The organism is Nitratireductor sp. B36, assembly GCF_020833685.1.
Lineage (GTDB): Bacteria > Pseudomonadota > Alphaproteobacteria > Rhizobiales > Rhizobiaceae > Nitratireductor.
In genome coordinates, this window is sequence record NZ_JACKZY010000003.1 from 755659 (window position 1) to 780433 (window position 24775).

Sequence of the window (24775 nt, forward strand, 5' to 3'; positions counted from 1 at the left end):
AAAGATATGAGAAATATATATATCGTATCTTATTGATTTGTTTTTCGAATGAGATTGTATGGATATTCGCCAGATCCGGCATTTCGTTGCCGTTGCCGAGGAGCTTCATTTTGGCCGCGCGGCTGAACGTCTTGGCATGACACAACCTCCGCTCAGCCAGAGCATACAGGCATTGGAAGCCGATCTGGGGCTGACGCTGTTTGAGCGGACACGGCGAAGCGTGATGCTGACACCGGTGGGACAGGAGTGGTTGCCTCACGCCCGGCGCGTGCTTGAGGAAGCGAATGCATTGCCGCAGGTGGCACAGCGGCTTTCGCGCGGTGAAGTGGGTACGATACGCCTCTCTTTCATCAGCTTCGTCAGCTACAGCTTCCTGCCTGCACTTGTGCGCCGCTTCAAAGAGCGGTTTCCGGAAGTGGAACTGGTGCTGCACGAAGCCACCAGCGATGTCCAGATTGCCGAACTGCTTGAGGGGAAACTGGATGCCGGCATCATCATCACTCCGCCGCGCGGAGCGTTGCACTCGCCTCTGCGCTATCGTGCGATTGAAAGGGAGAAGCTGGTGGTTGCGGTGCCGGAGGAATGGGTGATCTCCGGACGTGTGGTGCCGCAGGGAGGGAAGCTCGATTTCAACGCTTTGTGCGATCTGCCGGTTATTCTGTTCCCGCGACAAAGCGCACCTGCGCTTCATGATCTGGTGACGCGTTACTTCGCTGAGCGCGACGCAGTGCCGGTTGCGGGGCAACAGGCCGTGCAGATGCAGACGATCATTAATCTCGTATCGGCTGGGCTTGGTATTGCTTTCGTGCCGAGCACAATGCGTCGGCTGGTCCGGCCGGGTGTGGCCTATTTCAGGGTGGCAGAAAAGCAGCCCGAGATCGAGATCGGTTTTGCCTGGCGCAGTGCCAACGCGAGTGCGGCGCTGCATCACCTGGCTGATATCATTGTCGAAATGTTTCCGGAGCACGGAGCTTGAAAAAGACGGATTGTTCCTCAAAATCGCGCGCATGAAGCAGAATGCGCCCGAACAAAGCCCCCAGGCAAGCAGGTCTCTCAGGATCGCCGGTGCCTGGCTTGTGCTCGCTGTTCTGACGGTCGCGGCCGTTGTTGCGAATGAGCGTTGGCGGTTGTCTTCGCGGTTGGCGGCCGAAGGCAGGGCTCTGCACAGCCTAGCCTCACAGCGGGCAGACCAACACGATGCGCACCTGACCGCGCTATCGGCAGTTGCTGTTTCGGCGGGGGAAAACCGCTTTGATCTCTTCCTGGAAGTGGCCGAAACGATCCATCGTTTCTACCCAAGGATCGTGGCGATCGAACTTGTTCCGCTGAAGGTCGGCGAGACGGGAGTCAACACGCTTGATCGGGGCAATCCGGCGGTGACGGACGCTATTCGTGAGGCCGCTTTGACATCCCAAGGTGAGTTGGCTCTAAGGCCGACGCCAGGGGCGGCGGGGCGCTACCTGCTCGTCAAGCGCAGTCCGAACACGGATGCTGCGCGTTATGGGTTGGCGCTCGACATCGACGGTCGGGGGTTGCTTGAACCAGAACGCAGTCATGGGCTGGAACCGTCGGTCAACCTCTCGCTGGCGCTTCCCGATGGAACACAGCTTGTGGGGCAGGAAACCGCGGGCGATACGGCCTTCCGGCAGCGGCTGGGGAGCGCTTCACAGCCGCTTGTCCTCGAGATTGCCGTTCCACAGACATTGGCGTCGTTGTTTCCTCCTGCCAAGCTCGCACCGGCACTCATCCTGATGTCGGCGGTTTTCCTGGCAGGCCTTGTCCTGTGGCAGCAGTGGGCCCGGCGGCGTCAGGCTGAACAGGCAGCACAACTCAGCGCCCAGGAAACGCGTCTGGCCCACGCCTCCCGCGTCAACGCGCTGGGCGAGATGGCAAGCGGCATCGCCCATGAACTCACGCAGCCACTGACGGCGATGCTGAGCCAGGCTCAGGCAGGAAAGCGGCTTCTGCGCAATGGCGATACAGGGGCCGTCGCCTCGGTGCTTGACGAACTGATCGGCCAGGCGCGGCGGGGAGCGGATATCCTTGCGCATCTGCGTGAGTGGATCAGGCCGGTGCGGAGCAACCCGGTGGCGGTGACCGATCTCAATGCGGCCATACTCGGCGTGGAAGCACTCCTGATGCCGGAGGCGCGCAAGCGTGCGATGACCTTGAGGCTTATTCTCGAGCGCGACGCGTTGCCGGTGCGCGCCGATCAGACGGAACTGGAGCAGGTGATCTTCAATCTCGTTCGCAATGCATTTGAAGCCCTGGAATCAATGCCGAAGGGGCGAGGCGAGGTGATGATCGAAAGCAGCCGGCAGGCGGGCCTGGCGGTTCTTGATGTACGCGACAACGGTCCCGGTGTGGATGCCGAGATCCGCGCCCAGATTTTTGAGCCCTTTGTTACCGGAAAGAGCCATGGCACGGGGCTCGGCCTGGCGCTCTCGCAGCGGCTCGCAGAGCGGATGGATGGGGAGATCGAGCTCAAGCCTTCGCAGGAAGGAGCCTGGTTTCAGGTTCGGCTGAACCTCGTGGATATGAAAGCGGAGGTCGCAGCGTGAGCCGGCCTGTCTATCTGGTGGATGACGACGAAGCGGTGCGCAGAGCACTCGTACTGCTTCTCAATACGGTGGGTGTGGAAGTAAAGGCATTTCCCGACCCGGAAACTTTTCTCGCGGCGCTTGGAAAACTGCCGCCGGGCTGTCTGGTGCTTGATATTCGCATGCCAGTGATATCCGGGTTGAAGCTGCAGGAGCGGCTTCTGGCACTCGGCGTGGAGTGGCCGACGGTGGTGATCAGTGGGCATGGAGATATCGATTCCTGCCGTAAGGCTTTTCGCAATGGCGCGGTGGATTTTCTGAGCAAACCGGTGGATGAGCAGGATCTGATCGATGCGATCCAGAAAGCGCAGAACATGCTGGACCACGCCGAACGGGTCGCCGCCGAACGCGCTGAGACGGCTGACCTTCTGGCAAGTCTGACGGCGCGCGAACAGGAGATTCTGGAACGCATTGCAGGCGGGTTCACCACCAGGGAGATCGCCGCTTCGCTGGAATTGTCGCCACGCACGGTGGAAAGCCACCGCGCGTCTATTGGTGCGAAACTTGGAACGACCTCGGCAGCAGAGATGACGCGATTCTGGCTGCAGGCGGGCCAAACTCCGTAGAACTACGGATATCGGCGGCAAACCTACCGATGCATCGCCAATGCGCGGGTTGCTAGAGATCGGACATCGAAAACCAAGGAGTCCCCGATGATCCGATCGATTGTTCTTTCCGCCACGTTTATGGCCGCAACCGCGGCATCGGCCCAGGATCTGCCGACCGCGCCCTATCTCCCGCTCGACATGGCACAAAAGGCCGCTCAAGCTGCACTCGAGGCCTGCGCTGCCGAAGGTTATGCGGTGAGCGTTGCCGTGGTGGAACGAAGCGGTGCGACCAAGGTGCTGGTGAAAGCGGACAATTCAGGCCCGCACACGACTGGCAGCAGTGTCGGCAAGGCCTTCAGCTCTGCAAGTCTTGGCCGCGACACGGCGGGTCTGGCGAATTTCATTGGCGAGAACCCGCAGAATGACGGCCTGCGCGACATGGACTCCCGCCTGGTCATCCAGGCCGGTGGTCTTCCTGTGCGCATCGGCGGCGCGTTGGTGGCGGGCATCGGTGTTGGCGGTGCGCCCTCGGGCGACATTGACGCGACCTGCGCCCGCGCGGGTCTCGACGCCATCGGCGCCGAATAATAACCCATACGAGCTGAACAAAAGAGGCGCGGCCTTTCGGTCGCGCCTTTTCTCTCTTCTGCGTTCGGTCTCAGCCTAGTTCGGCAGACGCACGGTAAGGGCTGGGTTGTGCGGGAAAAAGTTGTAGGGCTTTAAAGTAATGCCCTTCCACATGGTCGACATGACCGGCCAGTCTTCCATCTGCGGCACGTGGTGGAAGCCCATCGTGTACCAGGTCACGATGTCGGTGTTGTCGATGCTGCGATCCTGCTTCACCCATTCGGCCAAAGTGTCCGAACCGTCGCTCTGGAACGCATACTCGCCGCCGGCATAGCGTTCGGCTGCGGCATAGGGGGTGTTCCAGAATGTGTAGTCGATATAGGCGTTGCGTTTCGCCGGCATGTCGTTTTCGGTGTCGAGCGGGCTGTATGCGACGCTGTTCTGCGGCAGAATCATGTAGCCCGGAGCATGACCGACGCCGATCTTCCGGCTCATGTTCATGATGTGGTACATGGCCGGCGTTGCCGGATTGACCCGGTAGCGTGCCTCCATCTCCGTCTTTGGCATCTCCGCTTTCGTCACCCACATGGACCGACGGGGCAGATCGTCTGCGACCTCGCCTTTCACAAGGCCAGTGCGCATGAAGACGTTGTCCTGGCCATCAATGTCGAAATCGAGCCGGAAGTTGAAGAAGTGGTCATGATTTGGCGCGACGAGATTCGGCACGATGAGTGTGCCGTAACGGGTTTCCTGCTCGGCCGTTGCGTCCGCCATAGAGGTAGAGGCCGCACCTTTTACCGCATCAAGACCCGTCGCACCGACCATCACGCGGATGCGGCCATTCTGCTCGAACACATAGTCGATGAGATAGTCGTAATTGCCGACCTGTGAGGCGGAACGGACCACGAGCTCGTTTGCCGGGCGACCTTCTGCCGGCACGGCCTGATCCTCGCTCTGGGCGAAGATCTCGTAGTGCCGCCATGCGGGGTCGCCGATATTGCGCTCGAAGATGCAGAGCGCATCCGGGATCTCGATCGGATTGCCCATATCGTCATGCACGGTGGCGGGCAGGAAGCGGGCGTAGGAGGGGCAGTCGACACCCGCCCTGAGCGGGCTTAAGAAGATGCCGAACCCATATTCGCCGCTGTCCATATAGGTGCGCCAATACCAGCCCTTGTCCGGGTCCATGTAGGGCACGAAGACTTCCGACAGATGGGCCTGATAGAGCACCGAGCGCCATGTATCGCGGTCGTTCACCTCTATGTTGGACAAGACGACGCCGGGGCGCTTGTCGACGCGCCAGCGGAAACGCCACATGTCCCAGTTCACCATGCTGCCATCAATGGTGAAGTTGGGCTCGCCTTCCTGGCGCAGGACTGCGGGATTGCTCTTGGTCCGCAGGGAGCCAGTGCGGGCCTCCACCTCTTCTTCGGTGTAGCCCCAGGCATCCTGCGGCACTGGAAGGACACCAGTGTCGATAACCTCGACGACAGACTTGCCCGCGAGATCGACAACGGCATAGAGCCCCTCGATGGGCTTGGCGTAGAAGTTGGAACCGGTCGGATTGACGTAGCAGGGTACCTTCATGAGGCGCTGGCCGGCTTCCGCCTCGATGTCGAAGGAACCGGCTGTGAGCGGCAGGCAGAAGACGTCATCCGGCTTGAGCTCGCGCTTTGCCAGCGCTGCGACAAAAGTTTCGTCAGAGAGCGCCAGATCCATGGCACCGATGAACTCTTCAAGCAGGACCATATGCTGGCCGCCAATGGGGCCGAAATCGCTGATTTCACCGGAAACCAGATCGACCTCGGCCTTGTAGGTGTCGTTGCCGGAAATCACATGGACGGTGGCGGCGCGGGGGCCTTCATCGCCTTCCTTCCAGGCAAGCACATCGGCCTTTTCGGGTTCTTTCAGTTCAATCAGGGGAAAACGGGCTTCGTCGGAAATCCGATCATCGGACTTCATGATGGTGACGACCTCGGCGATCTCTTCTTTCGAGAGGCCATCCAGCGGATGGGCGAGTGCGCCACCACATAAGGCGGTGAGCGCGAGGGCTGCGCATGTGGTCGATAAGTGTCTTCTCATGTTATCTGCTCCTCCTGTGTCCCGGTTGTCACATGATGATGGTCTGGCCGACCGTATTTTCCATCAGCCCCGCCTCGGCGAATTGTACGCCGACCCCTGATTGCTTGATGCCACCGAATGGCGCGTTGGGCTGGATCATGCCATGCTTGTTGATCCACGCGGTGCCGCATTCGAGCTTCAGGGCCAGCGCCTTTGCGCGCTCGGTGTCCTGAGACCAGACCGAACCGCCAAGCCCGTTCGGATTGTCATTGGCACGGGCGATCACGGCCTCGACATCACTATAGCGGATGATCGGCAAGACGGGACCGAACTGCTCCTCATCGACGAGGCGCATGCCGTGCTCGGCATCGGCGACGATGGTCGCGGGATAGAAATACCCGTTGCCGCCAGATGGTGCACCTCCGGTAAGGATGCGGGCACCTTGTGCTTTCGCTTCTTCCACCAGCTCCTTCACGCGCTCGAACTGCATCGCGTTCTGGACGGGGCCGAGAGCGACGCCCTCCTGCCGCCCGTCGCCCATGGGGATGGCCTCGGCGAGGCCGGCAAGCGCATCGCACACCGCATCATAAATGCTCTCATGCACATAGAGCCGCTTGATGCAGGCGCAGGTCTGGCCGTTGTTCAAAAACGCGCCCCAGAAGAGCCCTTCGGCAATGGCTTGCGGGTCGATATCGGGCAGCACGATCGCGGCGTCATTGCCGCCCAGCTCAAGCGTGAGGCGCTTCACGGTTTCGGCGGCCGAGGCCATGATCTTGCGGCCGGTTCCGGTGGAGCCGGTGAACACCATCTTGTCTATGTCGGGATGGGCTGACATGGCCGCGCCGATTTCATCTGCGCCGCAGACGATGTTGACCACGCCGGCCGGCAGCACCCGATTGATGAGCTCGACGAAACGGATCGTGGCGAGCGGCGTGTTGGGCGAGGGCTTGATGACCACGCAATTGCCGGCGCGCACGGCAGGAATGATGTGCCAGGCGGCAATGAGCACCGGGAAATTCCACGGGGTGATGGAGCCAACCACGCCGATGGGTTTGCGATGGACCTCCACGCGCCCCTCATTGTTGTCCTGCAGGACGGAGACGGGCAGATCGAGGCCGGCGGTGTGGCGGGTCCATGCGGCGGCGGCGCCGATTTCCCATTGCGAGCCAAAGCCGCCGATGGGTTTGCCCTGTTCGGCGGTGAGCAACGGAGCAAGCTCGGGAATGCTCTGCTCGACGAGGTCGGCAATCTTCAGGCAGGCTGCCTTGCGCTCTTCATCGCTGGTTGCGGCCCAGCCGGGAAAGGCAGCGCGAGCGGCTTTGACGGCATCGTCCAAGTCGGAGCGTGTGCCGAGCGGCATGTGGCCGACAGGTGCGCCGGTTGCCGGATCGAGCACTGGCTGTGCCTCGGTGGCTGGTGCAGCCCGCCCATTGATGATGTTGTGAAACCGTGCCGTATCGGCCATTGTTTTCCTCCTCCCGACAGCGCCGCTTTCCAGGCGGCATCAATCGGTCATAGTGGAGGCGCATCAGGCCAACGGTCTTGGACTATTGCGTCGGGTTCTTGGCCGATGACGTCGCTGCATGCAGGCGGTATTCGCCGGGTGGGACCCTGAAACGCGCCCGGAACTGGCGATTGAAATAGGACAGGTCATTGAAGCCGGCATCGAATGCAATGCTGGAAATCCGCTCCGAGGTGCCTGCATATTTCTGGCCCGTGAGGCGGTCGCAGACATAATCGAGCCGTGTGCTGATCAGGCAATCCGACAATGAGGAGCCCGCAGCCTGAAACCGGCGCTGCAGAGCGCGCAGGCTCACCCCCATTGCCGAGGCAACGCTCGCCGGGGTGCATTCAGGATCGCGGAAGCGCTGGCGGATAAAGGCGCGCGCCTTGGCGACAAGCAGCTCATCGCTTGTGCGAGAGGAAGCAAGGCTGCCGGCTTCAAGCCCGCACAGATAGGCCCCCATCAGATTGAAGAACGCTTCGCCGATGAAATGTTGCTGGGCGGCTGCATCTTCCGCATTCACAAGCCGGTCGATGGTGGCGCGAAGGGCCATGCCGATCTCGGTGGAACCGGGGATCGGACAACCGCCGAGTGCTGCCGTACCAAAACGGTGCGCGAATTCGGAACGGTTCAGATGGACGGAGTATTGCAGGCTGCCGCTATCGCCATAGAGAAAGCGCGAGGGATAGGCCGAATCGATCATGATGAAGTCGCCTGGTGCCAGACGCACATCGGCATCCCCCTGACGCATGACCGAGTGTCCCGACTTTTGCAGGACGAGAAAGAGGTGCTCGGCGGAATCCTGACGGATGCAGCGCCAGTCCCGGTTGATGCGTGCAGCGCTGTTGCGCACCACGGCGACTGCGAGCGCCTGACGTTGCTTCAAGGTGATGAGGCCGCGCATGTCGCGCGCGCCCTCTGGCGGCGACACCAGAAACTGCCCGCAAACATTGCGCACACCAGCCTGAAAAGCATCGAGCGATGTCAGGCTGTTTGTCTCGTCAGACAGCATAAATCTCCTCCCGCCCTGTTCTGTGTTCCATGCAGATAAGGGCGGGGGGAAGCGTAATCAGCTTTCACCGGCTCGGCAAGCCGGCGGCTTGACCAGTCTCAGGAAGAAGAGGGACTTTCCTGCCTGCGGACCATCATCTGCCGCAGGAACACCGGTAGAACCATGACCGCCCCAGCCAATGTGGCGTAAAGATCCGGAGCGACAAACAGGATGGCAGCGAAGGCAAGAAGTAGCCGCTCATAGACGCGTAGCGGTGCAAAGAGCCAACTGGTGAAGGCTGCCGAGAGCATCCAGATGCCCAGCATTGCGCCGATCGTTGCAAGGAAAAACTCGTTCCAGGTGAAACTGTCAGTGACAAGCAGCATGGAAGGCGAAAAGACGAAGACGAAAGGCACCAGCGCCTTGCCCATGCCCAACCGGAAGGCCGTGTTTCCGGCCTTGAAGGCGTTCGCGCCGGCAATGCCGGCCGCGGCGTAGGCTGCGAGTGCAACCGGCGGCGTGATGTCTGCCAGAACGCCGAAATAGAACACGAAGAAATGGGCCACGATGGGCTCGACGCCGAGCAGGCTGAGAATGGGGGCCGCGACCGCGATCATGATGAGGTAATTGGCCGTGGTGGGAATGCCGCAGCCCATCAACACGCAGACGATGGCCGTCATGATGAGCGTGAAGAGCAGGGTGAGCGTGGCGACGCTGAAGAGCTCGAAGGGCAGGAAGGCGAGGCTGTCTGCCACGCTCTGCGCCCAGCCAGCAGCAACCGAAGTGACCATATAAGCGATCTTGAAGCCGACGCCGGTGAGCGTGACGACGCCGATAATCACGCCGACGAGGGCGGCAGCTGCCGTGACGGAAAGCGAATATTTCGCGCCGACCACGAAGCCTTCCCAGGTCTCGCGAATGCTTTCGGTAATGGCCGTTTTCACATCGTGGCGCAGGAAATTCTGAATGACGAGCACGAGCAGACAAGCCGTGATGCCCCAGAAGGCAGCCAGATAGGGGGTTTTGCCAGAGAGAAGGATGGCAACCAGCACGAAGAGCGGGAGCGTGGTGAGCCAGCCCGCCTTGAAGACCGTCCAGGCGACCGGCAGCTCATCCTTGGTGAGGCCACGCAGGCCACGGCGGCGCGCCTCAAGATGCACCTGCACCAGAACGCCGAAGAAGTGCATGAAGGCGGGCACCAGCGCGGCGGTCAGGATGGTGGTGAGCGGCACGCCCAGATATTCGATCATCAGGAAGGCAACCGCGCCCATGACGGGGGGCGTGATCTGGCCGCCGGTGGAGCTTGCCGCCTCGACGGCTGCCGCGAAGTGGCGTGGATAGCCGATGCGGATCATTGCAGGGATGGTGAGCGAGCCTGTCGTGACCGTGTTGGCGATGGATGAACCGGAGATCGAGCCGAGCATGGCGGAGGAGAGCACGGACACTTTGGCGGGGCCGCCGGAATAGCGGCCGGCAAGAGCCGATGCGAGATCGATGAAAAGCTGCCCGAGGCCGATACGGGTGGCGAGCACACCGAACAGAACGAAATGGAATACATAGGTGGAGATGACGCCGAGCGCCGTGCCATAAATGCCCTGGCTGGTCAGGTATAGATGGTTGACGATGTTGTCCCAGCTCGCGCCCGGATGGGCAAGGATACCAGGCATCGACTGGCCGAAATATGCATATGCGATGAAAAGCAGGGCAATGACGGGCAGGGGCCAACCCATGGCACGCCGCGTCGCTTCAAGCAGCACTGCGATCAGCACGGTGCCCATCACGACATCGATGGGCAGCGGATCGCCGACGCGGAAGGCCAGCTCGTTAAAAATCCAGGGAACATAAAGCGCCGATACAGCGCCCGCGATGGCGAAGATCCAGTCGAGAACGGGAAGCCCAAGCGGGTAGAGCAACCCGCGGCGGGGTTCGCGCGGCTGATGCCATGCGGCAAAGAAGACAAAAATCAGGGCGAGGGTGAAGGCCAGATGCAGACCGCGATGGGTGGTGGCCTGCGGGATGCCATATCCCGATGTGTAATAATGATAGCAAGAGAGAATGAAGAGGGCACCGCCGGCCACCCAGCCGAGCAGTGACGGCAGAGGTCTGAAGCGGACTTCGGAATCGAACTGCTCTTCAAGCGCCTTCATTTCCTCTTCGGTCAGCGCTTCGGCACGATCGGTATCAGGTGAATGGGCCATCCTGCAAAGCCTCTCTGGACATCATCATAACTGCATTTCGATGGCGGATAGAGATGGACCCGGCCTGTGATCATACAGGTCGGGTCCATGAATCGTCATCGAGTTTTCTGAGCGTTATTCGCTCAGCACGCCCGCTTCGCGGTAAAACTTTTCCGCGCCCGGATGCAGCGGGATGCCCACACCGTCAAGCGCGGTTTCCTTGGTGATCTGACGGCCCTTAAGGTGGCCGGCATCGAGGAGTTTGCGGGTGTTGTCGTTCCACAGAGCCTTGGTGATCTCATAAATGAGTTCTTCAGGCTGATCCGCACTGGTGATCCACTGAGCACCGACGGAAAGGGTGGTCACGTCGCCGTCGACGCCTTCATAGGTGCCGCCGGGTACAGTGTTGGAGGCAAAGAAACCATGCTCGCCCGTGACCTTTGCTGCCTCATCGCCGGCGATGGAGACGAGCGTGATCTTGTGTTGGCTGGCGAGCTCGGCAATGGCGCCAGCGGGGAAGCCGCCAACGAAGAAGAAGGCGTCCATCGCGCCGTCGCGCATACGTTCCGCTGCCTGATCAGGTTTGAGGTAATGCGCTTCCACATCCTCCTCGGAAAGGCCGTAGGCGTTGAGAATGATGCGGGCGTCGACGAGGGTGCCGGAGCCCGGCTCATCGAGCGAGACGCGCTTGCCTTTCAGGTCATCCACGCTGTCGATGCCGCTTTCGGCGCTCGCCACAAGGTGAATGGTCTCCGGATAGAGATTGGCGATCGCGCGCAGCTTCTCGACCGGCTCACGGTCTTCCCAGATGCCGGTGCCGCTGTATGCCCAAGTGGCGACATCCGACTGCGAAAAGCCGGATTCGAGCGAACCGCCGGCAATTGCGTTCACATTCGCCACCGAACCATTGGCCGAAAGTGCCGTGGCGATCAGGCCGGGCACACCGCAGGAGCCACCTTCCTCGCAGGGGCGGGAGCCGGGTGGGTTGGAGATCGCATTGGCGATGAGGCCGCCAATCGGGTAGTAGGTTCCGGCGGTGCCGCCGGTGCCGATGCGGAAAAACTGGGGCTGCTGTGCAAGGGCCATGCCGCTTGCGGCAATACCGCACAAAACCGCTCCAATAATCGCAAAACGCCGTCTGTTCACGGGATCCTCCCAGACAATAAGAATGAAACTCTCTATGAGCTAGCATTCATTGTGCCAGCCATCAATCTTTGATGATAGCCCATTAATGTGTTCTATCACATTTGCACCGGGACACCGCCTAGCCGGGTCTCGAACCGGAACAATGGGACTTGCCCGCGCTGCAAGTCTCTGTGGAAGAGCGAATTGGAGGCAATTTGGCCAAGTGCATTCACACCATGATCCGCGTCCTGAATGAGGAGAAATCGGTCGCGTTCTACAAGACTGCGTTCGGACTGGAGGTGGCCGATCGGTTCGATTTCGACGGTTTCACCCTTGTTTACCTGCGCAATGCGGAAGCCGATTTCGAAGTTGAGCTGACCGTCAACAAGGGACGGACTGAGCCTTATGAATTGGGTGACGGTTATGGCCATCTGGCGGTCGCCGTGGATGATCTCGATGCTGAGCACGCCCGTTTCAAGGAGGCCGGCCTGAAGCCGCGCGACATCAAGGCATTCGAGCGCGAGGGCTCACTTCTCGCCCGCTTTTTCTTTGTCGAGGACCCTGACGGGTACAAGATCGAAGTTTTGCAGAAGCACGGTCGCTATCGCTGAGGGGAAAAGGGCCCGTCTGAGTGGCCCGCCCGCCCGCTCCCCGGCATCCAGAGCGGTTCACCGTTTCACGGAAGCGCTGCTCCGCTCAATCCATCAGTTTTCCCGCATTTGCGCGGACGTCAGGTGATCCCACCTGACTGCAAAATGCTCCAGACAGCAAAAAGGCCCGGGAGACCCGAGCCTGTAAGCCGTTCATGTCGCAAGGAAAACTGGAGCGGGCGATGAGATTCGAACTCACGACCCCAACCTTGGCAAGGTTGTGCTCTACCCCTGAGCTACGCCCGCTCGGCTTGTCGCTTCCGACGGCGCGCTTATAGTCTGATCTCGCCGGCAAATGCAACAGGAAATCGACAGGTCCGCTGCGGTTTTTTTTATTCCGTTCGCAACGCACGAAGACGGTTGGCGGAGAGGGGCGTTTGCGGTGTTTCCGGACTTGCCTTTACAGGCTGTGGACGGTTACCAACCTCTTCAATGATTAGCGACCATGCGAGGCCCTGTCGTGGCAAAATCATCTGAGGCGCTGCTGGAATACCTGCAGGAACTTGGCATTGAGGTGAAAACCCATCGCCATCCTCCGCTGTTTACGGTCGCCGATTCGCAGTCATTGCGCGGAGAAATCCCCGGTGGGCATACGAAGAACCTCTTTCTGAAGGACAAGAAAGACAATTTCTTTCTCGTCACCGTGGATGAGGACGCGCAGGTGGATCTGAAAACCATTCATCACAAGATCGACGCAGCGAGCCGGGTTTCTTTCGGTAAGCCTGAAAAGTTGATGGAGTATCTCGGGGTCGAGCCAGGATCTGTGACCGTCTTCGGGGTCGTGAATGACGATCAGAACAAGGTAACAGTGGTGCTCGACGCGGATTTGTTAGACAATGAGACCATCAATGCGCATCCGCTGACCAACGAAGCGACCACTTCGATCGGCCGCGATGATCTCATGCGTTTTCTTGAAGCGGCTGGACATCCGCCGCTTGTCTTGAAAGTGACCGAGTGATCGCCACATCTGGGGCGACGACACATACCTTTATCGGCAAGCTGGCAGATGCCATGGACCACGCCGAACGGAAAGCAGAGAAGGGGCCTTTATGACCAACGGCGACAATCCATACGGAAAGCCTGAGAATTATGGTGCCGCGGGTGGGCAATATACAACCAATGTGGATTTTGGAGGGGGCGCGCCAGCTTCCAAACCCGACGCGCCGGTCGGTCAGGGGTTTTCGCTTTCGGACGCGCCGCAACCACCGGCCGCTGACCTGATCAAGGACACGACGACCGCCAATTTTGCAGCCGACGTTATCCAGGAATCTCGCAATCAACCCGTTTTGGTGGATTTCTGGGCTCCGTGGTGCGGCCCTTGCAAGCAACTTACCCCAATCATCGAGAACGCTGTGCGCGCGGCTGGCGGCAAGGTGAAGCTCGTGAAGATGAACATCGACGAGCATCCCGCCGTCGCCGGACAACTGGGTGTTCAATCGATCCCGGCGGTCTTTGCGTTCAAGGACGGGCAGCCGGTGGATGGTTTCATGGGGGCGTTGCCGGAAAGTCAGGTCAAAGCATTCATCGAAAAGCTGACAGCCGGAACCGGCGGCGATGAAATCGCCGGTGCGCTCGAAGCGGCGAAGGAAGCTATCGCCAATGGCGACCAGCAGATGGCAGCGCAGATTTACTCGGCTGTGCTGCAACGGGATGCCGAAAACGTGGAGGCGATCGGCGGACTGGCCGATCTGCTCTTCGAGGCTGGCCAGAAAGAACAGGCCGCGCAAGTGCTCGCACAGGTTCCCGAAAAGCACAAAGAGGCCGCACCCATCGCCGCCGTGCAGGCCAAGATCGCGCTTTCCGAACAGGTTGCCGAACTGGGTGACAGCGCCGCGCTGGAGCAGCGCCTCGCTTCGGACCCGACCGATCATCAGGCGCGGTTTGATCTGGCGCTTTTGCAGAATGCCAAGGGCGATCGTGCGGCCGCCGCCGAAAGCCTACTGACCATCATACGCACCGACCGAGAATGGCAGGATGACGGCGCGCGGGCCCAGCTTCTCAAATTTTTTGAAGCATGGGGCGCCACAGACCCGGCGACCCTGGCAGCACGACGTAAACTCTCGTCATTGCTGTTCTCATAAGCCTTTCGATTATTTGCCTATTGGGAGGACTGCTCCAGATATCGGGGAAAGATCGGGAGACATCATGTGAAGGCAGGCAATAGCTCGTACCGCAGTGGGCGGGATATCGACAGTGTGATCCCTGTGTTTCCACTGTCGGCGGCCCTACTCTTGCCGGGTGGGCGATTACCGCTGAACATTTTTGAACCGCGCTATCTCGCGATGACCGACCACGCGCTCTCCGGATCGCGGCTGATCGGAATGGTTCAGCCGCGTCTCGACGGGGCGAAAAAGGCGGATGGTGAACCTGAACTCTGTGATGTGGGATGCGTCGGGCGCCTCGGCTCGGTTTCGGAAACCGGTGATGGAAGGTATCTCATAACGCTGATCGGGATCTGCCGTTTCAGGGTGTTGGAGGAATTGAAGGTCAAGACGCCGTTCCGCCAGTGCCGCATACTGCCTTTCGAGGCCGATCTGCATGATGGACCGGATGAACCAGAGGTGGACCGCAGCGCACTTTTGAAGGCATTGCGCGCTTATCTCGATGCCAACAATCTGGAAGCGGATTGGGACAGTGTACATCAAGCGGAAGATGCAAGTCTTGTGAATGCGCTGTCGATGATGGTGCCCTATGGACCGGCCGAAAAACAAGCGCTGCTGGAAGCACCCGATCTGAAAACCCGGGCGGACACACTGATCGCAATTACGGAAATTGTTTTGGCGCAGGGCGGCGGAGAAGCCGGGCACCGGCTCCAATAGCCCGGTGGGCTGCAAAAAAGAACGCTGGAGCATCCGATGCAGGTTGAAGATGAAAACGGAAAGGGGACGGCACTCGATCCCAAGCTTCTGGAACTTCTCGTCTGTCCGCTGACCAAGGGCTCTCTGCGCTGGGACGCTGAGAACAGCGAACTGATCTCGAAAAGCGCAAAGCTTGCCTATCCGGTGCGCGACGGAATCCCCATCATGCTGCCCTCGGAGGCGCGGCCCCTCGATTGAGGCCGCACCTTGCCACTTCTATTCGCGGAAGCTCTCGCGCGGGGTCGCCGCCTGCCGGCCGCGCGCTGCGCGCAGCGTGGGCAGGGCCAGCATCAACAGCACGAATGCGCCGGTGGCGAGCTTGAGATCGGGTGGCGGCATGCCGGCTGCCAGACAGAGCGAGACAAGCTGGTAATAGACCATCGCGCCGGCGAAGGGGGCGAGCAACTGCCGCCACACAGTTGCCTTGCCGACGATGGCCTCGCCGATCATCAGGGCCGCAAGGCCGTTGATGAGGATGCCGAGGCCCATATTCACGTCGGCGAAACCCTGCGACTGCACCATCAATGCGCCGCTGAACGCGGAAAACGCGCCGGCAAGCCCGATGCCGCCGATGGTTGCCGCCCAGACATTGATGCCCTGTGCTTCGGCCATTACCGGGTTGGCGCCGACGGCGCGAACTGCCGTCCCCTTTTCAGTCGTGAAGAAGAAGTTGAGTGCCAGGAAGATGGCCAGCGTGATGACGCCGACGGCGATGATCTTGGCGAGCGGGAAACCCGGCTGCACGAACGGCACCCAGTCGAAGATGGTTTCCGTGCCGAATACCGAAAGGTTGGAGCGGCCCATGATGCGCAGGTTCACGCTGTAAAGCATGGTCATCACGAGAATGCCGGCCAGAAGCGTGTGGATGCGGAAGCGCAGATGGATAAAGGCCGTGCAGCAACCGGCGATGAAGCCGGTGAGCAGCGCCAGCCCGATTGCGGTGAGGGGGCCGAGACCGGAGGCAAGCGCCACGCCACACACGCAGCCGCCGAGGGGGAACGCGCCCTCGCTGGTGAGATCGGGAAAGCTCAGCATGCGGAAGGGAATCATGATGCCGGCGACGACGAAGCCGAGGATCAGGCTCTGCGCAAGCGTGACCGGGATGAGCGCGACGAAGCTTCCTAACGTTGTTTGAAGAAAATCGATCATGGGTCAGCTCGCGAGCAACATGCTGTCGGTCTTGGTGGCGAAATGGCCGATCAGGTCGGGGACGGTCACATTGGTCTTTTCTTCTCCGCCGATTTCCAGATGCACACGGCCGGCATTGAGCATGATGACACGATGACCGTAATCGACGGCATGCTGCATGTTGTGGGTGACCATGAGTGTGGTCAGCTTAAGTGTCTCCACAGCGCGAACGGTTGCGTCCATGACGATATCGGCGGTGCGCGGGTCAAGCGCTGCCGTGTGCTCGTCGAGGAGCAGGAGATCGGGCGATCCGCCAACGGCCATGATGAGCGATAGCGACTGGCGCTGCCCACCGGACAGAAGATCGACACGGGTGTTGAGACGGTCCTCAAGGCCGAGGCCCAGAATGGCAAGGCGTTCGCGGTAGTCGGCCAGCCGCTTTGCGTTGAGACCGTGGCGAAGGGTGCGCCTGGAATTGCGTAATTCGGCAAGCAGCATGTTTTCGGCCACCGTCATGCTGGCGGCGGTGCCGAGCATGGGGTCCTGAAACACGCGTGCAATGCGCTTGGCGCGCTTGTGAACGGGCAGGCCCGTCATGTCGTCGCCATTGATGAGGATCTGTCCGGAATCGAGTGCGAGCGAACCGGAAATGGCATTGAGCATGCTGCTCTTGCCGGCTCCGTTGGAGCCTATCACGACGCCGAATTCTCCGGTGTTGAGGGTGAGATCAAGCCCGTTCAAGGCGATCTTCTCGTCGGGTTGTCCCCGATAGAACACTTTGCGTGCGGCACGGATTTCCAGCACCGGCACCTCCCATGAAATGAACGCGGCGCCTGTTGGAAGGCGCCGCGTCTCTGGCTGACCGGATTACTCGACGATGCAGTCGCAGTCGGCAAACTCTTCAGGGATCTCGATGCCAAAGGCGGCCATGGCCTTTTTCGAGATGCGCGGAGCGTGGTCCTCATAGGCCGGGTTCATCGGCGGGATGGTCTTGGGGTCGGTACCATCGAGGATCTGCAGAGCGATCTTGCCGGCGTTGAGGCCGACCTGCTGATAGTTCACGGCAAAGCTTGCCGGAACAACGCCATCGGACACGGCGCCGTCATCGGAATTGATGATCGGGATGCCGGCCTGCCTTGCGGCGGCCGAAACGGCAGCGATGGCCGGCTGAAGGAGGTTTGAGGCGGGCGTGTAGATCACGTCGGCCTTACCGGCGAGAGAGGCAATGCGCTGCTGGATGTCGTTCACATTGTCGACGCCCACGGGCACAACCTCGAACCCGGCATCCGGCGCGGCAGCCTGAACCTTTTCAAGGAGCGCAACGTCGTTGGCCTCGCCCGGATTGTAGGGCTGGCCGATGCGCTTTGCGTCAGGAACGAGCTTCTTGGCGAATTCCATGACGGCTGCAACATCCTGCAGGTCGGTTGCGCCGGTCATGCCTTCATCGCCCGCTTCCCAGGAGGGAACGAGCTTGGCGGCCACCGGGTCGGTGACAGCGGAGAAGACAATCGGGATGCCGGAGCCAGCAAGCGCCTTCTTGGCGATCTGGGAAACGGGCGTCGTGACGGTGTACATGAGGGCGGGGCCTTCGGCCTGAAGCTTCGCGATCATCTGCGGTACGAGCGAGGCATCGAAATTGGTGTGGCTTTCCGAATAGACAACATCCTTGCCTTCCTCATAGCCACCGGCAGCAAGGGCATCCTTGAAGCCCTGGATCGCGGTGTTGAGCTGCGGATGCTCGCCGAAATTGGCAATGCCGATGCGGATCGGCTCAGCGCCGGCCGCGCCAAGACCAAGCATAATTGCACCGGCAGCAACAATGCCGCGCAACGATAAGCGTGATTTTACAGTCATCTCATTCCTCCCAGGGCCAGGGCCTGCAAAAACGGGGCAGTCAGCAAACTGCGTCCTTGCCAAACACAAATCAGAGACCTCGCAGCTTTTCGCTGCAACCTCTGCTGGATGGTCCTCCCCATCCGTTGAAGGGCCATCATATCGTCGGGGCAATGCCTGTCAAACACTATATATAATCGTTGAACAGGCATGAAATTATATATACTTTTGTTCCCGAGGAGGAGCAGAATTGCATCAAATCGTGGTGGATGGCTCGGAGCCGCTGACGAAGACTGAAGCAGCCTATCACCAGCTTCGGCGCGATATTCTCGCAACAAGGCTGATGCCGGGTGCGCCCTTGCGGATCGCTGCCTTGCGGAAGGCCTATGGTTTCGGCTGGACACCGCTGCGGGAAGCGCTTTCGCGGCTGGAGGCCGAACGGCTCGTGACGGCTGAAAGCAATCGGGGCTTTTCGGTTGCGCCGGTTTCGCGAGCGGAGCTGGAGGACCTTTCCAAGGCGCGATTGGCGATTGAAACCACGCTTCTGGAAGAATCCATTCGCAAGGGCAATGCCGACTGGGAGGCTGCGGTGGTGACCGCGCATTATCGCCTTTCACGCTGCCAGATACCCGCTGAAGGGCTTTCCGACGACGCCCTGCATGACTGGGTGGAACGCCATCAGGCCTTTCACGAGGCTCTACTTTCCGCGGCTGATGCGACCTGGCTCAAGCATTTTTATGCGCAGATCTGGGGGCAGCTCTGCCGGCACCACATCTTCCTGACTGTTACGCCGACACTGCGTGCGGCTGCGGGGGCTGAGGATGGTCATGAAGCGGCCATCGCGGGGCTCGATGCAGCCATGTCACTTGACCAGCATACGCAACTCATGGAGTTTGCCCTTGACCGCAATCTCGAGGGGGCGCTGGCACTGATGAAAGAGCATGTGGGGCTGACGGTCGACGTCTTTACCCTTGCCGATCTGGATGGCGCAGGGGCCGCCGGGTCCAAGGCATGAAGGTAGTCGCGCGCTCCGCTCTTGCGGGTGCTGCGCTGTGTTCTTCCGTCGGAGGGGCCTGGGCTCATGCATCTGAGCGCGGCTATGTGCTGCTTTTGCCGACGGATTATTATCTGTTCGGCGGCATGCTTGCAGTTGCGCTGAGCTTTCTTGTTCTTGTTTTTCTTCCGGTTGAGGGTTTCGAGCGGCTTCTGGCGCGGGGTTGGGCATTGTTCTCCGTGCCTCTCGACGGTCGGGCGGCGATCAGCTTTGCCTCCTTTCTCATTCTCGCAGGGCTTGTGTTTGCCGGGTTTTCGGGCAGTCGCGATCCGCTCTCAAATCCGCTGCCTTTGGTCGTATGGACGCTGCTCTGGGTGGGGGTGACCATCGTTCAGGGCGTGATTGGGAATGTCTGGGCCTGGATCAATCCATGGTACGGACCCTGGCGGCTTCTTGTGAGGCTGGGGGTGCCTGAAACGGGGATCTGGCGGATGCCCGGCGTTCTGGGGCGATGGCCAGCGTTCTTCACCCTATGCGGATTTGCATGGTTCGAACTGGTGTATCTGGCACCGGCTGATCCCGAGCGGCTCGCGGTTGCGGTGTCGATCTACTGGGTGTTCACGTTTGCAGGCATGGTTCTTTTCGGACACGCAGCGTGGAGCCGCCGGGTGGAGTTCCTGACGCTCTTTTTCGGCATGCTTTCGCGCCTCTCTTTCCTTGCGGTGAGCGAGAGGGAAGGGCGGCGGAAGCTGGTGTTTGGTTTGCCGGGCTACAAGCTTGGCGGTGTGGCAGCGCTGTCAATTTCGGGCATCGCCTTTCTTCTGTTCGCCCTGAGCTCGGTTTCCTTCGACGGACTCAAACACACATTCTTCTGGCTCGATCTCATCGGCATCAATCCGCTGGAGTTCCCGGGGCGTTCGGCGGTGGTCGGGGCGAGTTCGCTCGGGCTAATCGTCATGTTCGGACTGCTGTTTTCCGCGTTCCTGGCTGCGGTGTGGCTTGGCTGCCGGCTGGCCGGGGAAGACGATTGGCTAGAACTGGCGGGACATCTCGCGTGGTCGATCATCCCCATCGCGCTTGCCTATCATTTCTCGCACTATCTGGTGGGTTTCACCATCAACAGCCAGTATGCGCTGGCCGCGCTTTCCGACCCGCTTATGCGCGGCTGGAACCTGTTTGGAACGGCAGGCCTGCACGTGCAGGCGGGCGCGACGCTCGGGGCGCAATCGGCGTGGATCATCTGGAATGCACAGGCATTCGCGATCATTGGAGGGCATGTGCTGGCGGTGGTTCTGTCGCATCTGATCGCGTATCGACATTTCGGCTCGGCTCAACGCGCCACGATGAGCCAGATTCCTTTTGCGGTTCTCATGGTCGGATACACGGTTTTCGGTCTTTGGCTGCTGTCTGCGCCAACTGCGGGCTGAAGAATTACACACATGCTGGAATAAATTTCCTTGCAGGACGTGTTCACGCGCAGGCAATTCCAACCTTCTCTGCACTGTGATAACTCTTTGTTTCTTCGGGATTTTGTCCCCCATCGGCAATTCCGCTTAAGCCCGAAATGCACTAGAACAGAGCCGTAGTTCCCTTGGGGCATGTCCTGTTGCCAAGGGAAAGGTTTGGTGATTTAGTTTGTACACAAGTGATTTTTCCGACGCTGGAAAATGCTTCCAACCGTTGGAAATGCTCGGTCAAACGATCACAACAATGGGGAACCGGCATGAGTGAAAATCGCAAGTCTCTGATTAATTTAAACGGCGGTCTGACGCGCAGGTCCGCGCTCAAGGGGTTGGGAGCAGCGGCGGGTCTGGTGGCTGCACCTGGCTTCGTGCGCTATGGCCAGGCGCAGTCTTCCGAACCCATCAAGGTCGGTTTCCAGTGCCATCGCACCGGCATCGGCGCAGCGTATGGCCGTTGGTATGAGCGCGTGACGACCGCAGCCGCCAAGCGCATCAACGATGCCGGCGGCATCAATGGACGCCCGCTCGAGATCATCATCGAGGACGATGGCACGGACCCGAAGCGTGGTGCGGAAGTGGTGGAGAAATTCGCCAATCAGCACAAGGTCGACCTGGTCTATGGCACGCTGTTTTCCCACGTGGTTGTCGGCTCCGCGCCGGCGGCGGGCGAGCTGAAGATCCCCTATTACGTGGTGAGCGAGGGCTACCACGTAGCATCGGGCAAGATGAACCGCTATTGTGTGCAGCCTGGTATCACCGATGTGAAGGCGCAGGCGCGCTCCGTAGCGCCGTGGATTGCCGACAATCTCGGCAAGAAGGTCACGCTCGTCTATCCCGACTACGCGTTCGGCCATGATCACCGCGATTTCTTCACTCCGGCCATCGAGGCGCAGGGCGGGCAGGTGGTCGCCAAGGTGCCGATCCCCCCGACCGAAACCTCGTTCACCCGCTATTTCCCGCAGATCCCGCGTGACACGGATGTGATCTACCATGTGATGGTGGGGCCGGCCGTGCTGACCTTTGTGAAGGAGATGGGCGAGTTCTTCGGCTCCGGTGGGCCGCAGCTCTTCGGCTTCATCGATTCGCTCGAAGCCGTCGATATCTCAAGCCCGGGTCTGGAATTCCTCGAGGGCAGCCATTTCTGGGAAGGCATGCCGCGCTATGCGCAGCCCGATCAGCCGGACTATGTGACCGCGTATCGTGAGGCCGTGGGCATCGACCAGAATGGCGCCAGCGCCAATGATGCCAAGGATGTTTCAACCGCAGCCCATATGTTCGGCTGCTGGGAGACGCTCAACATCATCAAGGCATCGATGGAAGCCTGCGACTACAAGGGGCCGGATGACCGCGCCGCGATGATCGAGGCAACCGAGGCGATGACCGAAATGGAGGCCGGGCCGGACCATCCGCAGGGCAAGAAGCTGTTCAACGGCAAGATCCACCAGGTCTTTGGCGAACAGAACATCAGCCAGGTGAAAAAGGGTAAGCTCGAAGTGGTGCACCGCACCTCCATCGAGGATGGAGCCTACGAGCCTGAGGCCGACTATACGGCGATGTCGTTCTAAAACATCAAGGCGGGCGGTGTTTGCCCCTCACCCTTACCCTCTCCCCGCAGGCGGGGAGAGGGGTTGTCAGCGTTGCGGCTTTCCCATGGGATGGCTCGGCGGCTCTCCTTCCGCTCCTTTCATGAAAGTGCATTTGTGAATGGCCTTCGGTCCGTATTTTCTCCTCGCTACGCTTGAAGGGCTGGTGACGGCGGCTGTCCTGTCGCTGATTGCACTCGGCCTTTCGCTGGTCTTCGGTGTCATGCGCGTGGTGAATGTCGCCCATGGCGAGTTCTACATGCTGGGCGCGGTGCTCGCCTGGTGGGTTGCCTCGCTGTTCGGCGGGCATCCGGCAATCGGCTTCATGGTGGCGCTGGTGCTGAGCCCGCTCGTCGTCGCCGCCATCGCCTTTGTTGCCGAGCGGCTGGTTTTGAGCCGGCTGAAGTATGAGCCGGAGGCAACCATCGTCGCCACGATTGGCTTGCTCTACATCATCCAGCAGCTGGCACTGACATTCTACGGCCCCGAAGCGCGACCGGTGGAGGCGCCGTTCCACTATCGCATGCAACTGCCATGGTTCGGCTATTCTGCCTACAAGCTGGCCGTGATCGGGTTTTCCATCGTCATGATGCTGGCGACGTGGTTTGTGCTCACACGCACGAAGATCGGCCTCGTCATGCGCGCCACACAGTTCGACCGGGAGACGGCGCAGGCTTTTGGCATTCCGGTCGGGCGCGTCTATGCCGGCGTGTTCGCGCTGGGGGCGGGGCTTGCCGCCGTTGCCGCCGTGCTGATCGTGCCGATCCAGCAGGCGCATTATTTGATGGGGCACGATCCGCTGCTTCTGTCCTTCATTGTCGTGATCATCGGCGGGCTTGGCTCGCTGCGCGGCACGGTTTTGGCGGCGGTGCTGATCGGCCTGTCGGATGGCATCATCTCAATGTTCTTCTCGCCGACACTTGCCAAAATGCTGGCGACGCTGGCTGTCGCGATGATCCTCGTGTTCCGCCCGCAGGGCCTGTTCGGAGCGGCGGCACGATGACCAGACTGACCCCTTCCACAAAATCCGTTGCGCTTCACATCGGCGTGGTTCTCGCACTGCTGGCACTCAACTTTCTCCTGCCGGAATATCATCGCGGCGTGTTTGCGCGGGTGCTGGTGCTGGCCGTCTTCGCCATGGGCTACAATCTGGCCTTCGGCTATACGGGCCTGCTCAGCCTTGGTCATGCGATGTTCTTTGCTGCCGGGCTCTATGGAGCCGGGCTGACCATCTATCATCTGGAATGGAGCGTGTGGCCGGCCTTTGGAGCGGGGCTTGCCGCCGGCGTGGTGGTGGCGCTTGTGGTCGGCTTTCTGGCGCTGCGCACCACGGGTGTCGCGTTCATGATCGTGACGCTGATGTTCGCGCAGGTCTTTTACCTGATGACCCTCTATTTCACGACCTATACGCGCGGCGAGGAGGGGCTCGTTCTGCCACAGGAAACACGGGTTCTGGGCTTTCCCGGCGGGATGCTCGATCTCTCGGACCCGTCGACGCGCTATCTCGTGGCACTTTCGCTGTTCGCGATCGTTCTGGCTGCGATCCTGTTTCTGGTGCGCGCACCCTATGGCCGGTCTCTGATCGCCATCCGCGAGAACGAGGAGCGCATGCGCATGCTGGGCTATAACGTCTTCGTCAACAAGCTGATGGCGGTGGTGCTTTCGGGGCTTTTCTGCGCAGCCTCGGGTGCGGCCTATGCGGTGCTCTTCGGCTATGTCGGGTCAGGCTTTGCGGCGATCCAGTATTCCATCCTGCCGCTGCTGTGGGTGCTGGTCGGCGGGGCGGCGGCGACGCTCGGGCCTCTGATCGGCACGCTGTTCATGTTTTATGTTATCGACACCGCGTCGAGCTACACCACGGCGCATCTCATGGTGGTCGGACTGGTGCTGATCGGCGTGATCCTGTTTTTCCCCAAAGGCATCATCGGAACGGTGCGTGAAAGGTGGTTGCCATGGCTGCCGTGAAGCCGCTTCTTGAGACCCATGGGCTTGGCCGCTCCTTCGGCGGGCTGCGGGCGGTGGATGGCGTGGACTTCTCACTGCCGGAAGGCGAGACGCACGCGATCATCGGGCCGAACGGGGCCGGCAAGACCACCTTTGTGAGCCTGATCTGCGGGCGTGTTGCGCCGACCGATGGGCGCGTCGTCTTCGATGGGAAGGACATTTCGCTCATGCCCGCTCACAAGCGGGTGCGGGCGGGCATCGCCTACACGTTTCAGATCACCAGCGTGTTTGCCAATCTGACGGCCTTCGACAATGTGGCGCTGGCGGTGCAGCGGCAATTGATCGACGATCATGAGAGGGGGCTCTCCTCCCGCGCGCTGACCGAGCACGGCATGGACGCACTTCAGAAGGTCGGACTTGGTGGATATGCCGACAAGGTGGCCGGCAATCTCTCCTATGGCCACCAGAGGCTTCTTGAGGTGGCGATGGGGCTGGCGCTCCGGCCGCGCCTCCTGATTCTCGACGAGCCCACGCAGGGCCTCTCCGACAGCGAGATCGAGAATTTCATCGCGCTGGTGCGCCAGATCGGCGAGGAGGCGACGGTGCTTCTGATCGAACACAATATGGATGTGGTCATGGCGCTTGCCGAGCGCATCACGGTGATGGAGCAGGGGCGCATTCTCGCGCAGGGCGCACCTGCCGAAATCCGCGCGAACCAGGCCGTCCAGCAGGCCTATCTCGGAGGTTGA

General features: G+C 60.5%; 23 protein-coding genes and 1 tRNA gene. 15 read left to right on the forward strand and 9 right to left on the reverse strand.

Going from position 1 to position 24775, the window contains the following annotated elements; all coding sequences use genetic code 11:
- Positions 1–58: 58 nt before the first annotated feature.
- The 4 genes from H7H48_RS15380 to H7H48_RS15395 all read left to right on the forward strand — a co-directional run bounded on the left by H7H48_RS15380 (position 59) and on the right by H7H48_RS15395 (position 3736).
- A complete protein-coding gene (locus tag H7H48_RS15380; RefSeq protein ID WP_229449909.1) occupies positions 59–976 on the forward strand; it encodes a LysR family transcriptional regulator in 918 nt (305 codons plus the stop codon).
- A gap of 10 nt (positions 977–986) precedes the next feature.
- Positions 987–2561 carry an ATP-binding protein gene (locus H7H48_RS15385; protein WP_229449910.1) on the forward strand — a complete coding sequence of 525 codons (1575 nt, stop codon included), beginning with the start codon at positions 987–989 and terminating at the stop codon, positions 2559–2561.
- Positions 2558–3166 carry a response regulator gene (locus H7H48_RS15390; RefSeq protein ID WP_229449911.1) on the forward strand — a complete coding sequence of 203 codons (609 nt, stop codon included), beginning with the start codon at positions 2558–2560 and terminating at the stop codon, positions 3164–3166. The genes H7H48_RS15385 and H7H48_RS15390 overlap by 4 nt, the downstream gene beginning before the upstream one ends.
- Before the next feature lie 87 nt (positions 3167–3253).
- Positions 3254–3736, forward strand: a complete 483-nt coding sequence (locus tag H7H48_RS15395; protein WP_229449912.1) for a heme-binding protein — start codon at positions 3254–3256, stop codon at positions 3734–3736.
- A 75-nt stretch (positions 3737–3811) separates the two neighbouring features.
- On the opposite strand, the gene H7H48_RS15400 is transcribed toward H7H48_RS15395, so the two are convergent.
- The 5 genes from H7H48_RS15400 to H7H48_RS15420 all read right to left on the reverse strand — a co-directional run bounded on the left by H7H48_RS15400 (position 3812) and on the right by H7H48_RS15420 (position 11594).
- Positions 3812–5797, reverse strand: a complete 1986-nt coding sequence (locus tag H7H48_RS15400; RefSeq protein WP_229449913.1) for a tyramine oxidase — start codon at positions 5795–5797, stop codon at positions 3812–3814.
- A gap of 28 nt (positions 5798–5825) precedes the next feature.
- On the reverse strand, positions 5826–7241 hold the full coding sequence (locus H7H48_RS15405; protein WP_229449914.1) for an aldehyde dehydrogenase family protein: 1416 nt from the start codon (positions 7239–7241) through the stop codon (positions 5826–5828).
- A gap of 82 nt (positions 7242–7323) precedes the next feature.
- A complete protein-coding gene (locus H7H48_RS15410; protein ID WP_229449915.1) occupies positions 7324–8292 on the reverse strand; it encodes a helix-turn-helix domain-containing protein in 969 nt (322 codons plus the stop codon).
- Positions 8293–8390: 98 nt separating this feature from the next.
- Positions 8391–10469, reverse strand: coding sequence for a TRAP transporter permease (locus tag H7H48_RS15415; protein WP_229449916.1), 2079 nt, complete (start codon positions 10467–10469; stop codon positions 8391–8393).
- A gap of 114 nt (positions 10470–10583) precedes the next feature.
- Positions 10584–11594 carry a TAXI family TRAP transporter solute-binding subunit gene (locus H7H48_RS15420; RefSeq protein WP_370633395.1) on the reverse strand — a complete coding sequence of 337 codons (1011 nt, stop codon included), beginning with the start codon at positions 11592–11594 and terminating at the stop codon, positions 10584–10586.
- Positions 11595–11788: 194 nt separating this feature from the next.
- Between H7H48_RS15420 and H7H48_RS15425 the strand changes: the two genes are divergently transcribed.
- Entirely contained in the window at positions 11789–12184 is a 396-nt protein-coding gene (locus tag H7H48_RS15425; protein ID WP_229449917.1) for a VOC family protein, read from the forward strand.
- Between the two features lie 210 nt (positions 12185–12394).
- On the opposite strand, the gene H7H48_RS15430 is transcribed toward H7H48_RS15425, so the two are convergent.
- Positions 12395–12469 (reverse strand) — tRNA-Gly (locus H7H48_RS15430).
- Positions 12470–12668: 199 nt separating this feature from the next.
- Between H7H48_RS15430 and H7H48_RS15435 the strand changes: the two genes are divergently transcribed.
- The 4 genes from H7H48_RS15435 to H7H48_RS15450 all read left to right on the forward strand — a co-directional run bounded on the left by H7H48_RS15435 (position 12669) and on the right by H7H48_RS15450 (position 15279).
- Positions 12669–13181 (forward strand): prolyl-tRNA synthetase associated domain-containing protein, encoded by a 513-nt coding sequence (locus tag H7H48_RS15435; RefSeq protein ID WP_229449918.1) that lies wholly within the window; start codon positions 12669–12671, stop codon positions 13179–13181.
- Positions 13182–13272: 91 nt separating this feature from the next.
- Positions 13273–14304 carry a thioredoxin gene (trxA, locus tag H7H48_RS15440; RefSeq protein WP_229449919.1) on the forward strand — a complete coding sequence of 344 codons (1032 nt, stop codon included), beginning with the start codon at positions 13273–13275 and terminating at the stop codon, positions 14302–14304.
- 66 nt (positions 14305–14370) lie between these two features.
- Positions 14371–15042 (forward strand): LON peptidase substrate-binding domain-containing protein, encoded by a 672-nt coding sequence (locus H7H48_RS15445; protein WP_229449920.1) that lies wholly within the window; start codon positions 14371–14373, stop codon positions 15040–15042.
- Between the two features lie 36 nt (positions 15043–15078).
- Positions 15079–15279, forward strand: a complete 201-nt coding sequence (locus tag H7H48_RS15450; protein ID WP_229449921.1) for a Trm112 family protein — start codon at positions 15079–15081, stop codon at positions 15277–15279.
- 18 nt (positions 15280–15297) lie between these two features.
- Here the strand turns inward: H7H48_RS15450 and H7H48_RS15455 are convergent, their stop codons facing one another.
- The 3 genes from H7H48_RS15455 to H7H48_RS15465 all read right to left on the reverse strand — a co-directional run bounded on the left by H7H48_RS15455 (position 15298) and on the right by H7H48_RS15465 (position 18063).
- On the reverse strand, positions 15298–16230 hold the full coding sequence (locus H7H48_RS15455) for an ABC transporter permease (RefSeq protein WP_255663892.1): 933 nt from the start codon (positions 16228–16230) through the stop codon (positions 15298–15300).
- Positions 16231–16233: 3 nt separating this feature from the next.
- A complete protein-coding gene (locus tag H7H48_RS15460; RefSeq protein ID WP_229449922.1) occupies positions 16234–17013 on the reverse strand; it encodes an ABC transporter ATP-binding protein in 780 nt (259 codons plus the stop codon).
- A gap of 63 nt (positions 17014–17076) precedes the next feature.
- On the reverse strand, positions 17077–18063 hold the full coding sequence (locus H7H48_RS15465) for an ABC transporter substrate-binding protein (RefSeq protein ID WP_229449923.1): 987 nt from the start codon (positions 18061–18063) through the stop codon (positions 17077–17079).
- Positions 18064–18301: 238 nt separating this feature from the next.
- Here H7H48_RS15465 and H7H48_RS15470 point away from each other — a divergent pair, with 238 nt between their 5' ends.
- The 6 genes from H7H48_RS15470 to H7H48_RS15495 all read left to right on the forward strand — a co-directional run bounded on the left by H7H48_RS15470 (position 18302) and on the right by H7H48_RS15495 (position 24775).
- Complete coding sequence (locus H7H48_RS15470; RefSeq protein ID WP_229450099.1) at positions 18302–19057, forward strand: GntR family transcriptional regulator; 756 nt, start codon at positions 18302–18304, stop codon at positions 19055–19057.
- The gene (locus H7H48_RS15475) at positions 19054–20463 is read left to right on the forward strand and encodes a hypothetical protein (protein ID WP_229449924.1); all 1410 of its coding nucleotides are present in this window, start codon (positions 19054–19056) and stop codon (positions 20461–20463) included. The genes H7H48_RS15470 and H7H48_RS15475 overlap by 4 nt, the downstream gene beginning before the upstream one ends.
- Positions 20464–20759: 296 nt before the next feature.
- Positions 20760–22064, forward strand: coding sequence for an ABC transporter substrate-binding protein (locus H7H48_RS15480; protein WP_229449925.1), 1305 nt, complete (start codon positions 20760–20762; stop codon positions 22062–22064).
- 139 nt (positions 22065–22203) lie between these two features.
- On the forward strand, positions 22204–23085 hold the full coding sequence (locus H7H48_RS15485; RefSeq protein WP_065818187.1) for a branched-chain amino acid ABC transporter permease: 882 nt from the start codon (positions 22204–22206) through the stop codon (positions 23083–23085).
- Positions 23082–24047, forward strand: a complete 966-nt coding sequence (locus tag H7H48_RS15490) for a branched-chain amino acid ABC transporter permease (protein WP_229449926.1) — start codon at positions 23082–23084, stop codon at positions 24045–24047. Before H7H48_RS15485 ends, H7H48_RS15490 begins: the two co-directional genes overlap by 4 nt.
- Positions 24035–24775: an ABC transporter ATP-binding protein gene (locus tag H7H48_RS15495; protein WP_229449927.1), complete on the forward strand. Its 741-nt coding sequence runs from the start codon at positions 24035–24037 to the stop codon at positions 24773–24775. The genes H7H48_RS15490 and H7H48_RS15495 overlap by 13 nt, the downstream gene beginning before the upstream one ends.

Coding starts and splice junctions, on each gene's coding strand:
- H7H48_RS15380 (WP_229449909.1), top strand. CDS start 59: ATGGATATTCGCCAGATCCGGCATTTCGTTGCCGTTGCCGAGGAGCTT.
- H7H48_RS15395 (WP_229449912.1), top strand. CDS start 3,254: ATGATCCGATCGATTGTTCTTTCCGCCACGTTTATGGCCGCAACCGCG.
- H7H48_RS15400 (WP_229449913.1), bottom strand. CDS start 5,797: ATGAGAAGACACTTATCGACCACATGCGCAGCCCTCGCGCTCACCGCC.
- H7H48_RS15405 (WP_229449914.1), bottom strand. CDS start 7,241: ATGGCCGATACGGCACGGTTTCACAACATCATCAATGGGCGGGCTGCA.
- H7H48_RS15410 (WP_229449915.1), bottom strand. CDS start 8,292: ATGCTGTCTGACGAGACAAACAGCCTGACATCGCTCGATGCTTTTCAG.
- H7H48_RS15415 (WP_229449916.1), bottom strand. CDS start 10,469: ATGGCCCATTCACCTGATACCGATCGTGCCGAAGCGCTGACCGAAGAG.
- H7H48_RS15435 (WP_229449918.1), top strand. CDS start 12,669: ATGCGAGGCCCTGTCGTGGCAAAATCATCTGAGGCGCTGCTGGAATAC.
- trxA (WP_229449919.1), top strand. CDS start 13,273: ATGACCAACGGCGACAATCCATACGGAAAGCCTGAGAATTATGGTGCC.
- H7H48_RS15450 (WP_229449921.1), top strand. CDS start 15,079: ATGCAGGTTGAAGATGAAAACGGAAAGGGGACGGCACTCGATCCCAAG.
- H7H48_RS15455 (WP_255663892.1), bottom strand. CDS start 16,230: ATGATCGATTTTCTTCAAACAACGTTAGGAAGCTTCGTCGCGCTCATC.
- H7H48_RS15465 (WP_229449923.1), bottom strand. CDS start 18,063: ATGACTGTAAAATCACGCTTATCGTTGCGCGGCATTGTTGCTGCCGGT.
- H7H48_RS15475 (WP_229449924.1), top strand. CDS start 19,054: ATGAAGGTAGTCGCGCGCTCCGCTCTTGCGGGTGCTGCGCTGTGTTCT.
- H7H48_RS15480 (WP_229449925.1), top strand. CDS start 20,760: ATGAGTGAAAATCGCAAGTCTCTGATTAATTTAAACGGCGGTCTGACG.
- H7H48_RS15485 (WP_065818187.1), top strand. CDS start 22,204: ATGGCCTTCGGTCCGTATTTTCTCCTCGCTACGCTTGAAGGGCTGGTG.
- H7H48_RS15490 (WP_229449926.1), top strand. CDS start 23,082: ATGACCAGACTGACCCCTTCCACAAAATCCGTTGCGCTTCACATCGGC.
- H7H48_RS15495 (WP_229449927.1), top strand. CDS start 24,035: ATGGCTGCCGTGAAGCCGCTTCTTGAGACCCATGGGCTTGGCCGCTCC.